We start from the raw sequence: 14,203 nt of genomic DNA on the forward strand, positions 1-14,203 counted from the left end.
ACGCACCACCGCGGCTCCCCCCGCCCCGCCTCCCCGCGCCCGACCCGGCGCGGCATGCTGCTCGCCGGAGCCGGGGCGGGCGCGGCCACCCTGCTCGGCGCGACCGCCTCCCCCGCGGTGGCCGCCCCGGCCGCCGCCCCCGCCTCCCCCGCCGACTCCCCCGCGTCGGCCGGACCGCCCGCGGACCTGTCCCCGTACGCCTCGTACTGGTTCCCGGACTCGCTGCCCGCCGGGACCCCGGGGCCCGGGATCACCTGGCGCTCCCTCATGCGGTGGACCCCCGAGTCCGACCCCGATCTGGCCCACAACACCGCGACCGTGCCGCTGGCGCCCCGCTTCACCCCGGTGCCGCCGAACGGCACGGCCCGGGCCGGCCAGGCCCGTATCGCCTCGCTCGTCTCCTTCGGGAACACGGCCGGCAATCCGGCCCAGGGTTCCGCGACCGCCGACTACTACGCCCTCGGCCACTGGGCGTACATCGACGAGCTCGTCTTCTGGGGCGGCTCCTCCGGCGAGGGCATCGTGCTCGCCCCGAACGCGCCCGTCACCGACGCCGCGCACCGCAACGGCGTGCGGGTGATGGGCAACGTGTTCCTGCCGCCCGTGCCCTACGGCGGCGACCTCCAGTGGACCCGCGACCTGGTCCAGCGGGACTCCCTCGGCCGGTTCCCGGTCGCCGAGAAGCTGGTGGAGGTGGCGCGGGCGTACGGGTTCGACGGCTGGTTCGTCAACGCCGAGACCGAGGGCGGCGACAGCGAACTCGCCGCCCGGATGCGGCAGTTCCTGCGCGCCCTGCGCGCCGCCGGTGAACCGCACGGCCTCGGCATCACCTGGTACGACGCGATGAACTCCACCGGCAGGGTCGGCTGGCAGGGCGCGCTCAACGAGCTCAACCAGGAGTTCTACGAGGACCGCCGCGGCAAGGTCGCGGACACGGTGTTCGTGGACTTCCGCTGGACCCCGGAGAAACTCGCCGCCTCCGGCGACCTCGCCGACCGGCTCGGCCGCAGCCGCCACGAGCTGTGGGCGGCCGTGGACACGGAGTCCCACGGCTGGAACTCCGGGGTGGACTGGGACGCGATCGTCCCGCGCGGCCAGGACCACATCGTCTCGTACGGCTTCTACCGCCCCGAGTGGACCCGCAACCACCTCACCGACCGCTCCCCCGGCGCCTTCCACCGCGCCGACGACCGGTTCTGGACGGGCGCCTCCCTGGACCCCGCCCACCCCTCCGCCGAGGACATCTGGCGCGCCCCCGCCACCGTCGTCGCCGACCGGTCCACCGTGACCGCGCTGCCCTTCGGCTGCTCCTTCAACACCGGTCACGGGGAGCGCTGGTACGAGGACGGCGAGCCCGTCTCCGACACCGGATGGAACCACCTCGGCCTCCAGGACCGGCTCCCGGGCCGCCGCTGGGCCGTGCACACCACCGGGACCCGCCCCGAGGTCACCCTCGACTTCGCCCGCGCCTGGCGCGGCGGCTCCAGCCTGCTCGTCGCCGGCGGGCTGACCGCCCCGGCGACCGTGGGACTGCACGCCACCCGGCTGCCGCTGACCCGGTCCTGCGTGGCCGAGCTGGTGCACTCCACCGAGTCGGGTCCGGTGACCGTCGAGCTGGGCGTGGCCACGCGCGAGCCGTCCGGCCCGGGGCAGGAGGTCCCGTACACCTGGCTGAAGGCGCAGACCCTCGGGACCGGCCAGGGGTGGCGCACGACCAGGGTCCGGCTGTCGGAGCTGGCGGGCACCACCGCCCACGCGCTGGCCGTACGGATCACCCGACGCGGGAAGGAGCCGGTGCGCTGGCGACTCGGCGCGCTGACGGTACGCGAGGCCGCCGCGCGGCCCCGCCCGGCGACTCCGGGCACACCGGCCGTGTCCGCCTCGGCCCAGCAGTCCGGCCAGGCCGCCCTGCGGCTGACCTGGCGGCGGGCCGCCGGGCCCGTCCGGCACTACGAGGTGTCCCGTCTCCTCCCGGACGGCACCCGCCGCTTCCTCGGCGGCACCTGTGGCACCGCCCTGTTCCTCCCGGCCGTCGAGCGGGCCGGCCGGGAGCAGGCGGCCGTCTTCGACATCCGGGCCGTGGACGAGCTGTACGCCGTCTCCGCCCCCGCCCGTACCACCCTCACCTGGACCGGAGCCCTCTGATGCATGACGACCGCGCAGTGCTGGAGGGACGCCTGAAGCGGGTCCTCGACGAGCGGATCCGCCCGGCCGTGTACCCGCTGTCCGAGCCTCTGACCATCGAGGCGTGGACCGCCCCGGGCCGCGAGCCGGTCCCGGTGGCCGAGGGACTGGCGGCCCCGCACGGCCCCGCCGCCGTCGGTGACACGTGGGGCGCGCCCTGGGACACCACCTGGTTCAAGGTGACCGGGACGGTGCCCGCCGACTGGGCCGGCCGGGAGGTGGAGGCCGTCATCGACCTCGGCTTCGACGAGCGGATGCCGGGCTTCCAGTGCGAGGCGCTGGTCTACACCCCGGAGGGCTCCCCGCTGAAGGCGATCAACCCGCGCAACCAGTGGGTCCGGGTCGCCGAGGGGCCGGTGGCGGGCGGCGAGCCGGTCGAGTGGCACCTGGAGGCCGCCTCGAACCCGGTGATCCTGGACGTGGAGCCGTTCAGGCCGACGGGCCTGGGCGACCGGCACACGGCCGGGGACGAGCCGCAATACCGCCTGACCCGGGTCGAACTGGCCGTCTTCGACCGGACGGTGTGGGAGCTGGTCATCGACCTGGAGGTGCTCGGCGAGCTGATGGCCGAGCTGCCGGTGGACGGGGCCCGGCGCTGGGAGCTGCTGCGCGCGGTCGAACGCTGCCTGGACGCACTGGACCTCCAGGCGGTGAACGAGACGGCCGCCGCGGCCCGCGCCGAGCTCACCGGGGTGCTCTCCGCCCCGGCGGACGCCTCCGCGCACCGGATCAGCGCGGTCGGGCACGCGCACATCGACTCGGCGTGGCTGTGGCCGCTGCGCGAGACGGTGCGCAAGGTGGCCCGTACGACCTCGAACATGACCTCGCTGCTGGAGGGCGAGCCCGAGTTCGTCTTCGCCATGTCCCAGGCCCAGCAGTACGCCTGGATCAAGGAGCACCGGCCGGAGGTGTACGCGAAGGTCAAGAAGGCGGTCGCGGAGGGCCGGTTCGTGCCGGCGGGCGGCATGTGGGTGGAGTCGGACACCAACATGCCGGGATCGGAGGCGATGGCCCGGCAGTTCACGCACGGGAAGCGGTTCTTCATCGAAGAGTTCGGGATCGAGAACGACGAGGCCTGGCTGCCCGACACCTTCGGCTTCGCGGCCGGGCTGCCGCAGATCATCAAGGCGGCCGGGTCCAAGCGGCTGCTGACGCAGAAGATCTCCTGGTCGCAGGTGAACAAGTTCCCCCACCACACCTTCCAGTGGGAGGGCATCGACGGGACCCGGATCTTCACGCACTTCCCGCCGGTCGACACCTACAACTGCTCGGTGGACGGCCGGGAGATCGCGCACGCGGCCCGCAACTTCAAGGACAAGGGCGCGGCCCGGCATTCGCTCGCGCCGACGGGCTGGGGCGACGGCGGCGGCGGCACCACCCGCGAGATGATCGCGAAGGCCCGCCGGCTGCGGGACCTGGAGGGCTCCGCGCAGGTGGTGTGGGAGTCCCCGGCCGCCTTCTTCGACAAGGCGCAGGCCGAGTACCCGGACCCGCCCGTCTGGGTCGGCGAGCTCTACCTGGAGCTGCACCGGGCCACGCTGACCAGCCAGGCCAAGACCAAGCAGGGCAACCGGCGCAGCGAGTCCCTGCTGCGCGAGGCGGAGCTGTGGGCGGCGACGGCGGCGGTCCGCGCCGGGTTCCCGTACCCGTACCAGGAGCTGGACCGGATCTGGAAGACGGTGCTGCTCCACCAGTTCCACGACATCCTGCCCGGGTCCTCGATCGCCTGGGTGCACCGGGAGGCGGAGGCCACGTACGCGGCGGTCGCCGAGGAGCTGACCGGGATCGTCGCCGCGGCCCAGCGGGCCCTGGCGGGCGCCCCGGAGGGCGGCCGCGAGCTGGTCTTCAACGCCTCCCCGCACGCCCGCGCCGGGGTACCGGCCGGGGGCAGCGCCCCGCTCGGCGTCCCGGTGGGGCAGGTCTCGGCCGGTCCGCGCGCCGGGGGCGGCTTCACCCTCGAAAACTCCCGGCTGCGGGTGGAGATCGACGCGCGGGGCCTGGTGGTCCGCGCCCACGACCTGGTCGCCGGACGCGAGTCGGTGGCCCCGGGCCACGCGGCGAACCTGCTCCAGATCCACCCCGACTTCCCGAACATGTGGGACGCCTGGGACGTGGACTCCTTCTACCGGAACACGGTCACCGACCTCACGGAGGCCGACGCCGTCACGCTCGAAGAGGAGGCGGGCGCGGCGACGGTGACGGTGACGCGCTCCTTCGGCTCCTCCCGGGTGGTGCAGCGCCTGACCCTGCGGGCGGGGCTGGGCCGGCTCGACATCGACACCGAGGTGGACTGGCACGAGACGGAGAAGTTCCTGAAGGCGGCCTTCCCGCTGGACGTGCACGCCGACCGGTACGCCTCCGAGACCCAGTTCGGGCACCTCTACCGACCCACCCACACCAACACCAGCTGGGAGGCGGCCAAGTTCGAGGCCTGCCACCACCGGTTCCTGCACGTCGCGGAGCCCGGCTGGGGCGCCGCCCTGGTCAACGACTCGATGTACGGGCACGACGTCACCCGGGACGTCAGGGCCGACGGCGGTACGACGACCACGGTCCGGCTGTCGCTGCTGCGGGCCCCGCGCTTCCCGGACCCGGAGACCGACCAGGGCCTGCACCGGTTCGGCTACGCGCTGGTGCCGGGCGCCTCGATCGCGGACGCGGTCCGCGAGGGCTTCGCGATCAACCTGCCCGAGCGCCGGCTGACCGGCACCCGGGAGACGGCCCCGCTGGTCCGCGTCGACAACGAGAAGGTGGCCGTCTCCGCGGTGAAGCTCGCCGACGACGGCAGCGGGGACCTGGTGGTCCGGCTGTACGAGACCACGGGCGGCCGGGCCGCGGCCCGGCTGACCGCGGACTTCGAACACGCCGGGGTCCGCGCCACGGACCTGTTGGAGCGGCCGCTGGCCGAAGCCCCCGCGCTGGTGGCGGCCTCCGGCGCGGCGGCCGACGTACGCCTCGGTCCGTTCGAGCTGGTGACCCTGCGGTTCACTCGGCCCTAGGGCGTGTCCGCCCTGGCGCTGCAATCGGGCAGAGCGGCGGGATCGGTGCGCGGGACGGCCACCGTCACGCGCAGCCCGTGCGGCGGGTTCTGCTCGTAGGAGAGGGACCCGCCGCCCGCGGCGAGCAGGATGCGGGAGATGGACAGGCCGAGGCCGGAGCCCTTGATGTTCTGGTGGCGTCCGCTGCGCCAGAACCGGTCCCCGATCCGGAGCATCTCCTCCTCGGTGAGGCCGGGGCCGCGGTCGGCGACCACGATCAGCACCCGGTCGCCCTCCACGGAGAGCGCCACTTCGACGGCCTCACCCTCAGGAGTGAACTTGAGGGCGTTGTCGATGACGGCGTCGAGCGCGCTGGAGAGCGCGATCGGGTCGGCCCAGCCGGTGGCGGCGGTCCGCCCCGTCCCGGTGAGCCGGACGCCCTTCTCCTCGGCGAACGGGCGCCAGGCGGTCACCCGCTCGGCGGCCAGCCCCGCGATGTCTATCAGACTGATCTCGGCGGCGGCGTGCTCGGCCAGTGCCAGGTCGAGCAGGTCGTCCAGGACCTGGGTCAGGCGCTTTCCCTCGGTCCGTACGGAGGCGATCTCCTCGTTGCCCTCGGGCAGTTCGAGGGCGAGCAGCTCGATCCGCAGCAGGAGTGCGGCGAGCGGGTTGCGCAGCTGGTGGGAGGCGTCGGCGACGAAGGCCCGCTGCTGTTCCAGCACCTCTTCGACGTTGTCGGCCATCTCGTTGAACGAGCGGGCCAGGCGCCTGAGCTCCGGGGGGCCGCTGCCCGCGGCGACGCGGGAGTTCATCTGCCCGGTGGCGATGCCGTGGGCGGCCGCGTCCAGGGTCTGCACGGGCTTGAGCACCCAGCTGGTCAGCCGCAGGGCGGCGCCGAAGGCCACGAGCATGGCCGCGCCGAGCCCGGCGGCGATGAGCAGCCAGCCCCGCAGGATCCGGCCGCGCATCTCGTCGGTGGGCGACTCGGTGGCGACCACGGCGACCACGTCCCCGTCGAGGACGACGGGGGAGGCCACGAGGATCCTGCCGTGGATCTGCCAGGGCCACACCTGGCCGGGATCGTGGCTGCGCCGCCCGGCGAGCGCCTCTTCGAAGGCCCGGCGGTCCTCCCCCTGATCCGGAACCACCCACCAGCCGGGAGACCGGGCGATGGCGGCGTCGTTCCGGCGGAACACGCCGACGCGGATCCCGTACAGCTCCTGGTAGCGGGCCAGTTCGTGCTGGAGGGTTTCGATGCGCTCGTCGGCTCCGCTGGACTTCGAGCTCTCGGCGTCGATGACGAACTGGGCGAGCGAGGCGAAGCGGGCGCTGTCGTCGATCCGGTCGACGACCACACTCTGCTGCTGCCCGGCCGCGAGGGCCACCGCGAGCGGGAAGCCGAAGGCGATCAGGACGCCCGCCATCAGGACGACGAGCAGCGGGAGCAGACGGGCGCGCACGACGGGTGGCCGCTAGACGGCGGGCGGAGCGGAGGCGGCGGGCGCGGCGGGCGCGGCCGGGGCGGGCGGTACGACGAGCCGGTACCCCACGCCGCGGACGGTCTCGATGAGCGCCGGCATGCGCAGCTTGGACCGCAGCGAGGCCACGTGCACCTCCAGGGTCCGGCCGGTGCCTTCCCAACTGGTGCGCCAGACCTCGCTGATGATCTGCTCGCGGCGGAAGACGACGCCGGGGCGCTGCGCGAGCAGGGCCAGCAGGTCGAACTCCTTGCGGGTGAGCGCTACGTCGACGCCGTCCACGCTGACCCGGCGGGTGGCCAGCTCGATGCCGACGGTCCCGAGCCGGACCACGCCGGGCGTGCCCGCGGGGCCGGTGGCGGTGCTCTCCTCGGGGGCGCCGGTACGGCGGGCCACCGCGTGGATGCGGGCGAGGAGTTCGCCGGTGTCGTAGGGCTTGGTGACGTAGTCGTCGGCGCCCATGTTGAGTCCGTGGATGCGGGAGCGCACGTCGGCCCGCGCGGTGACCATGATGACGGGCGTACTGGTGCGCTTGCGGATCTTGCCGCACACCTCGTAGCCGTCCTGGTCGGGCAGGCCGAGGTCGAGCAGGATCACCCCGTACGGAGAGGCCTGGGGCGGCGCTCCCGCCGACAGCAGCGCCTGCAGGGCCTCCTCACCGCTGCGGGCATGGGTGACCTTGAAGCCGTGCCGGGCGAGGATCGCGGACAGGGCGGCGGCGACGTGGTCGTCGTCCTCGACGAGCAGCAGTCTCATGTCGTCCCCCTCTCCATCTCTTGATCTCTCGATCTCTTAGCGATCTCCCGGCGATCTCTTCGTGTTCGCCTGGCGGACATCATGGGCCATCAAGCATCCACGCCGATACGCACTCCCACGTCAAGACGGTTCCGGTCCGGCGGAGGTTCCGTTACTCACCCGGTACTCCACGGCCGCTGCCGGACGCCCTCGGGCACGGAGCGTATCGGCGCGAGGCCGGATCGTTATGCTCAATTCTCCCTCAGATGTGATGACGCTGTGCGCGCCACGTCACTACTGTCCTCCCAACCGAGGAGGACGGAGCCACAAGCCGATGAGCGGAGTATCAGTGACCAAGGACGTGCGGGACGCGGCCGGTGCCGCGGACGACCTGGTCGTGCTGAGCAACGTCAACAAGCACTTCGGCGCGCTGCACGTGCTTCAGGACATCGATCTGAGCATTGCCCGCGGTGAGGTCGTCGTGGTGATCGGCCCTTCGGGGTCGGGCAAGTCCACGCTGTGCCGGACCATCAACCGCCTGGAGACCATCGATTCGGGCAGCATCACCCTCGACGGCAAGCAACTGCCGTCGGAGGGCAAGGCACTGGCCAAGCTGCGCGCCGATGTGGGCATGGTCTTCCAGTCGTTCAACCTCTTCGCGCACAAGACGGTGCTGCAGAACGTGATGCTGGGCCAGCTCAAGGTCCGCAAGGCGGACCAGGCGGCGGCGCTGGAGAAGGCGAAGTCCCTCCTCGACCGGGTGGGTGTCGGCTCGCAGGCCGACAAGTACCCGGCGCAGCTCTCGGGCGGCCAGCAGCAGCGTGTGGCGATCGCCCGCGCCCTGGCGATGGACCCGAAGGTGATGCTCTTCGACGAGCCGACCTCGGCCCTCGACCCGGAGATGATCAACGAGGTGCTGGAGGTCATGCAGCAGCTCGCCCGGGAGGGGATGACCATGGTCGTCGTCACGCACGAGATGGGCTTCGCCCGCTCCGCCGCCAACCGGGTGGTCTTCATGGCCGACGGGAAGATCGTCGAAGAGGCCACGCCCGAACAGTTCTTCAGCAACCCGCGGAGCGACCGCGCCAAGGACTTCCTCTCGAAGATCCTGCACCACTGACCTTCGCATCTGGTAGTGATCCGGTGACGGATCGTCGTCCAGCACGCACGTCTCACTTCACTGCTGTCTCACGTCTCACTTCGAGGGAAGTCCACCATGAAGCTCTCCAAGGTCGGCGCGGCCGCCGCCATCGCCGTAGCTCTCGCCCTGACCGCGACCGCCTGTGGCGGCGACAGCGACAAGGGCGCCTCCGACGCCGGCGCGTCGGGCGGGGCCAAGAAGGACAAGATCGTCATCGGCATCAAGTTCGACCAGCCGGGTGTGGGCCTCAAGACCCCCGACGGCAAGTTCACGGGCTTCGACGTGGACGTGGCGACGTACGTGGCCAAGGAGCTCGGCTACGCGCCGGACCAGATCGAGTTCAAGCAGGCCGTCAGCGCCGAGCGCGAGAACCTGATCTCCAACGGTGACGTGAAGCTGGTCGTGGCGAGCTACTCGATCAACGACAAGCGCAAGGCGAAGGTCGACTTCGCCGGCCCGTACTTCCTCGCGCACCAGGACCTGCTGGTCCGCGCCGACGACACCTCGATCACCAAGGCCGAGGACCTCAACAAGAAGAAGCTCTGCTCGGTCACCGGCTCCACGTCGGCGCAGAACGTCAAGACCAAGCTGGCCCCCGAGGCCGACCTCCTGGAGCTGGGCGGCTACTCCGAGTGCCTGACCGGCCTGGAGAACAAGAAGGTCGACGCCCTGACCACGGACAACTCGATCCTGGCCGGCTACGCGGCGCAGGACAAGAACAAGGGCAAGTTCAAGCTGGTCGGGCTGAGCCTGAGCAACGAGAACTACGGCATCGGCCTGAAGAAGGGCGACAAGGAGCTTCAGACCAAGGTCAACGCCGCCATCAAGAAGATGGAAGCGGACGGCGCCTGGGAAGCCGCCATCAAGAAGAACTTCGGCCCGTCCGGCTACAAGAACGAGCCGGCGCCCGCGGTCACCGAAGGCAGCTGACCCGGCGGCCGGTCCGCCGGCCGATCCATCGGTGAGGAGCGTCGCCGCCCGCCTGCCGCGGGCGGCGCCGTGTCCCACCGGCCAACCTGGCCATCCTGGGGAGAGCGCAGGCCATCGTGTTCGATTTTCTTGATTCCGGGCAGTACGACGTGCTCGGAGCCTTCTGGGTGACGGTTCAGCTCACCCTCTACTCGGCCGTCGGGTCCCTGATCTGGGGCACCGTACTGGTCGGGATGCGGGTCAGCCCGGTCCCGCTGATGCGGGGCTTCGCCACCGCGTACGTGAACCTCGTGCGCAACACCCCGCTGACCCTGCTGATCATCGGCTGTTCGCTGGGCCTCAACCAGACCCTCGGCGTCACCCTCGGCGGCGGCACCTTCAAGGAGATCGGCTTCCGGCTCGCGGTACTCGGGTTCATCGCCTATACCGGCACCTTCGTCTGCGAGGCGATCCGCTCGGGCATCAACACGGTCCCGGTCGGACAGGCCGAGGCGGCCCGCGCACTGGGCCTGAGCTTCTTCCAGGTCCTCACCCTGATCGTGCTCCCCCAGGCGTTCCGGGCGGTCGTCGCACCGCTCGCCAGCGTCCTGATCGCCCTCACCAAGAACACCACGGTGGCGGCTGTCATCGGTGTGGCCGAAGCGGCCCTGCTGATGAAGGAAATGAACGAGAACGAAGCAGCACCCTTTGAGGTCTTCGGGGTCTTCGCCCTCGGATTCGTCATCCTGACCCTGCCCATCGGCCTGCTGCTGGGCTGGGTGGCCAAGCGAGTGGCGGTGAAGCGATGACCTCCGTGCTGTACGACACCCCGGGCCCCAAGGCCAAGGCGCGCAACTGGATCTACAGCGGCATCTTCCTCGTCGTGGCCGCGGCCGTCGCATGGTGGGTGCTGTCCGCCCTGTCGGACAACGGGCAGCTCGACGCCGACAAGTGGAGTCCCTTCGTCACCGAAGCCGACATCTGGACCACGTTCCTCCTGCCCGGTATCGGCGAGACGCTGATGGCCGGCGCCATCTCCATGGTGATCGCCCTGCCGCTGGGCGCCCTGCTCGGCATCGGCCGGCTCTCCGACCACGCGTGGGTACGCGCCGTCGTGGGCACCTGGGTCGAGTTCTTCCGGGCCGTCCCGGTCCTGATGCTGATGATCTTCGGCTACGCCCTCTACGTGCAGTTCACCAACGTCGAGTCCGGCATCCGACCGCTGTACGCCGTGGTCACCGGCCTGGTGCTGTACAACTCCGCCGTCATCGGCGAGATCGTCCGGGCCGGCGTGCAGTCGCTCCCGAACGGCCAGACCGACGCCGCAAAGGCGATCGGCATGCGCAAGGGCCAGGTCATGAGCTACGTCCTGCTCCCGCAGGCGGTCACCGCGATGCTGCCGGCCCTGGTCAGCCAGCTCGTCGTGATCCTCAAGGACACCGCGCTCGGCGGCGCGCTGCTCGGCCTCGGCGAACTGCTGTCGATGAACCGGCAGATCGCCGCCAACTACAGCAACGTCATCCCGACCCTCATCGTGATCGCGGCGATCTACATCGCGATCAACTTCGCCCTCACCACCTTCGCCTCCTGGCTGGAGGGCCGGCTGCGGAAGTCGACTCGGACCACGGACGCGATCGTCCCGGTCACCCTCGACGCGGGCAACAACAGCGGCGCCATGTGACCGTCCGTCCGGTAAGGCATCGGACATCTGCTCGGACGCACGTCCGGCACCCGGCCTGACAGCCGGTCAGTACACTGGCGGGACACGTGTGGTGCGGCGGAACTCATCCGCCGCACCACACGGCCTTGTCCGGACCGGCGTCACTTGACGCAGGCACCTCCAGTGGGTTGCATACGTTCTGTGATCACATACCGGACACCGGGAGCCACATCATGGACCCGGTGATCGTCGTCGGCGCGGGGCCCGTCGGGCTGTCCCTGTCCCTCGCCCTGGCCGGCCAGGGCGTGCCCTGCGTCGTGCTCGACGAGGGATCCGGCAAGGACGAGCTCCGCCCCGCCCGCACCGTCGCCCTGCACACCGACACCGCCGCGATGGTGCACCGGCTGGGCTGTACGACCCTGCGCGACGAGGGCGCGTACTTCACCGCCTGGCGGACCATGCGGCGCGGCCGCGAGTCCCGGCGGATCACCTTCGAGGACGGCCCGGCCCCGATCCACCTGCCCCAGCACGCCCTGACCCGCGGACTGCGCGACGCCGCCGCCGCGCACCCGCTGGTCCAGCTGGTCACCGAGAGCAAACTCGACGCCCTGGAGCAGGACGGCCGCGGGGTCACCGCCCACACCCGGGGCGCCGAGACCACGTGGTGGCGCGGGAGCCACCTGGTCGGCTGCGACGGAGCCCGCTCCACCGTGCGCAAGCTGCTCGGCATCCGCTTCCCCGGCCGCACCGCCGTCGAACGGCACGCCGTGGCCGCCCTGCGCACCGAACTGCCCTGGCCCGGCGAGGCGTTGCTGGACCGCAACCCGCCCGAAGAGGTCACCGCCCGGCCGCTGGCCGACGGGGTGTACCGGCTGGACTGGCTGCTCCCGGCGCGCGGGGACCTCGTCACCCCCGACGCGCTGGTGAACCTCATCCGCGACAGCCTCGCCCTGTGGTGCGGGGGCACGACGCCCCCGTACGAGCTCCTCGACACCGGGGTCCACACCCTGCACCACCGGCTCGCCCGGCGCTGGCGCGACGGCCGCTGCTTCCTCGCCGGGGACGCGGCGCACCTGCTGGGCGCGCTCGGCACCCAGGGCGTCGAGGAGGGGCTCCGGGACGCCGAGAACCTCGCCTGGAAGCTCTCCCTCGCCTGGCACCAGGGGGCCTCCGGGGAACTCCTCGACAGTTACGAGGCCGAGCGCCGCAGGGCGGTGGCCGCCCGACTGCGCGCCGCCGACCAGGCCATGCCCGTACTGCGCACCGGGGGCGGCCTGCGCACCTACCTCCCGGGAGCCTCGCGCGCCGCGGAACTGCTGTTGACCGACGGCCACTTGGGGCGCGGCCCACTGGGTGCGGAGCCGGTGTACGCCCCGCCCGTGGCCGTCCACGACGTGCCCACCGCCACCGGGCCGGGCGGGGCCGTGGAGAACGTCCCGGTGACCGCGCCCGACGGCTCGACGGTGCCGCTGCGCGACCAGCTGGGGCGGGGCCGGCTCCTCGTCGTCCTCGTCGCCCCCGGCACCGGGGTCTGGGACCGGCGGCACTGGGTGGGCGCCGGCCTGATGCCCCGCCTCGCGGCGGCCGTCTCCGCGCTGCCGGTCCGCGCGGAGCTGCTCGTGGCGGACGGCTACCCCGGGGCGGCGGCCCACACCGTGCTCCTCGTACGACCGGACGGGCATCTCGCGGCCACCTTCGCCGGGGTCCACCCCGCCGAGCTGTACGAGGCCGCGGACGCGGTCCGGCACGGCCCGGCGACCGCAGCCCCGACCCCGGCGCCCAGGGCGTTGCCCGCCGCCGCACCCGTGATCGATTGAGCGATGATCGATTGACCCTCCGGCCGAGTCGTGCTTCACTCGCGGACATGACCGGCAACGACGTACGCCTGTGGCGGAGGGTCCATATGGACCTGCTCCGCTACGCGGGCTGCGTGTGTCGCCCTTCCTGCTGATTCGCCCTCCCTCGCGCGCCCCCCTTGCGGATGTGCCGCGCACTCTCGCGAACCCCCAGGACGGTCATCCTCCATGCCTGCACCCACGCACGCCCCTGCCCCGGCTCCGGCCGTCTCGGCGGCGGATCTCCTCGCCTTCACCCTGCGCATCGCCTCCGACCCCGAGCTGATCGCCTCCCTCCCCCTCGATCCCGAGGGCCGGACGTGGATCCGGCTCGACGGTCCGGGCGGCAGCGAGGCCTGGCTGATCGGCTGGCCGCCCGGCACCGGCACCGGCTGGCACGACCACGCCGAGTCGCGCGGCGCGTTCACCACCGCGCGCGGGCGCCTCACGGAGCACTCGCTCGCGGTCCGCCTCCCCTCGGAGGGCTGGCAGTCCCTCTCCCTGGCCCCCGACGTGGACCGCATTCGCCGACTGGGCGCGGGCACCGGGCGGGCCTTCGGCGAGCACCACGTGCACGAGGTGCTCAACGAATCCGCGACCGAGCACGCGATCTCCGTCCACGCGTACTACCCGCCGCTCCCCCTGATCCGCCGCTACAGCCGCACCGGCCCGGTGCTCACGCTGGAGCAGGTCGAGCGTCCGGCGGACTGGCAGTGAGCGGCATCGACGCCCTCGTGGAGCGGCTGCGGACCACGTACACCCGCGTGGACCCGGCCCAGGCGCACGCGGAGTCGCTGGACGGGGCCCTGCTGGTCGACATTCGCTACCAGGCCCTGCGCGAGCGGGACGGACTGATCCCCGGCGCCCTGCTGATCGAACGCAACGAACTGGAATGGCGCCTCGACCCCGAGGGCTCCCACCGCCTCCCGGAGGCGGTGGACCACGACGTCCGCATCATCGTCATCTGCAACGAGGGCTACGCCTCCACCCTCGCCGCGGCCTCCCTCCACGCCCTGTCCCTCCCCAACGCGACGGACCTCACGGGCGGCTTCCAGGCCTGGAAATCAGCGGGCCTGCCCGTAGCCCCTTCCTAACGCGCCGGGCACCTTCTCGACGCACCCCTCGCGCGGTGCGGGCCTTACCGCTTCGCGCCGCTGCGCCGAACTCCGTCCGGCGGTGGCCGGTCGGGGGTGCCGCCGCTGCCGTCGCGGCGTGGGGCCGGTGGGCGGGTGCGGCTGGATTGGCCCTGCGGGGCGAGTTCCCCTACCCGCCCTTCGCCCGTT

12 protein-coding genes are annotated in these 14,203 nt (G+C 72.2%); 10 read left to right on the forward strand and 2 right to left on the reverse strand.

The window, feature by feature from the left end; genetic code table 11:
• Positions 1-54 precede the first annotated feature (54 nt).
• Positions 55-2,145 (forward strand): endo-beta-N-acetylglucosaminidase, encoded by a 2,091-nt coding sequence (locus OG276_RS09185; protein ID WP_266912643.1) that lies wholly within the window; start codon positions 55-57, stop codon positions 2,143-2,145.
• A complete protein-coding gene (locus OG276_RS09190) occupies positions 2,145-5,183 on the forward strand; it encodes a glycoside hydrolase family 38 C-terminal domain-containing protein (protein WP_266903974.1) in 3,039 nt (1,012 codons plus the stop codon). The genes OG276_RS09185 and OG276_RS09190 overlap by 1 nt, the downstream gene beginning before the upstream one ends.
• Here OG276_RS09190 and OG276_RS09195 read toward each other — a convergent pair.
• Together OG276_RS09195 and OG276_RS09200 are read right to left on the reverse strand one after the other, a co-directional pair.
• The gene (locus OG276_RS09195) at positions 5,180-6,622 is read right to left on the reverse strand and encodes a HAMP domain-containing sensor histidine kinase (RefSeq protein ID WP_266903975.1); all 1,443 of its coding nucleotides are present in this window, start codon (positions 6,620-6,622) and stop codon (positions 5,180-5,182) included. The genes OG276_RS09190 and OG276_RS09195 overlap by 4 nt on opposite strands.
• 12 nt (positions 6,623-6,634) lie before the next feature.
• Positions 6,635-7,396: a response regulator transcription factor gene (locus OG276_RS09200; protein ID WP_266903976.1), complete on the reverse strand. Its 762-nt coding sequence runs from the start codon at positions 7,394-7,396 to the stop codon at positions 6,635-6,637.
• Positions 7,397-7,709: 313 nt separating this feature from the next.
• Here OG276_RS09200 and OG276_RS09205 point away from each other — a divergent pair, with 313 nt between their 5' ends.
• From OG276_RS09205 to OG276_RS09235, 8 genes are all read left to right on the forward strand, one after another.
• Complete coding sequence (locus OG276_RS09205; protein WP_266903977.1) at positions 7,710-8,495, forward strand: amino acid ABC transporter ATP-binding protein; 786 nt, start codon at positions 7,710-7,712, stop codon at positions 8,493-8,495.
• Between the two features lie 96 nt (positions 8,496-8,591).
• Positions 8,592-9,446, forward strand: coding sequence for a glutamate ABC transporter substrate-binding protein (locus OG276_RS09210; RefSeq protein ID WP_266903978.1), 855 nt, complete (start codon positions 8,592-8,594; stop codon positions 9,444-9,446).
• A 116-nt stretch (positions 9,447-9,562) separates the two neighbouring features.
• On the forward strand, positions 9,563-10,234 hold the full coding sequence (locus tag OG276_RS09215) for an amino acid ABC transporter permease (RefSeq protein ID WP_266903979.1): 672 nt from the start codon (positions 9,563-9,565) through the stop codon (positions 10,232-10,234).
• Entirely contained in the window at positions 10,231-11,106 is an 876-nt protein-coding gene (locus OG276_RS09220; RefSeq protein ID WP_266903980.1) for an amino acid ABC transporter permease, read from the forward strand. The genes OG276_RS09215 and OG276_RS09220 overlap by 4 nt, the downstream gene beginning before the upstream one ends.
• A gap of 212 nt (positions 11,107-11,318) precedes the next feature.
• On the forward strand, positions 11,319-12,902 hold the full coding sequence (locus OG276_RS09225) for an FAD-dependent monooxygenase (protein WP_266903981.1): 1,584 nt from the start codon (positions 11,319-11,321) through the stop codon (positions 12,900-12,902).
• A gap of 47 nt (positions 12,903-12,949) precedes the next feature.
• Positions 12,950-13,036, forward strand: a complete 87-nt coding sequence (locus OG276_RS40950; RefSeq protein ID WP_311318651.1) for a putative leader peptide — start codon at positions 12,950-12,952, stop codon at positions 13,034-13,036.
• Between the two features lie 73 nt (positions 13,037-13,109).
• Positions 13,110-13,637: a cysteine dioxygenase gene (locus OG276_RS09230; protein ID WP_266903982.1), complete on the forward strand. Its 528-nt coding sequence runs from the start codon at positions 13,110-13,112 to the stop codon at positions 13,635-13,637.
• Positions 13,628-14,014 carry a rhodanese-like domain-containing protein gene (locus OG276_RS09235; protein WP_266912645.1) on the forward strand — a complete coding sequence of 129 codons (387 nt, stop codon included), beginning with the start codon at positions 13,628-13,630 and terminating at the stop codon, positions 14,012-14,014. Before OG276_RS09230 ends, OG276_RS09235 begins: the two co-directional genes overlap by 10 nt.
• The last annotated feature ends 189 nt before the right edge of the window (positions 14,015-14,203 follow it).

The sequence above is a fragment of the Streptomyces sp. NBC_00086 genome (assembly GCF_026343255.1).
Lineage (GTDB): Bacteria > Actinomycetota > Actinomycetes > Streptomycetales > Streptomycetaceae > Streptomyces.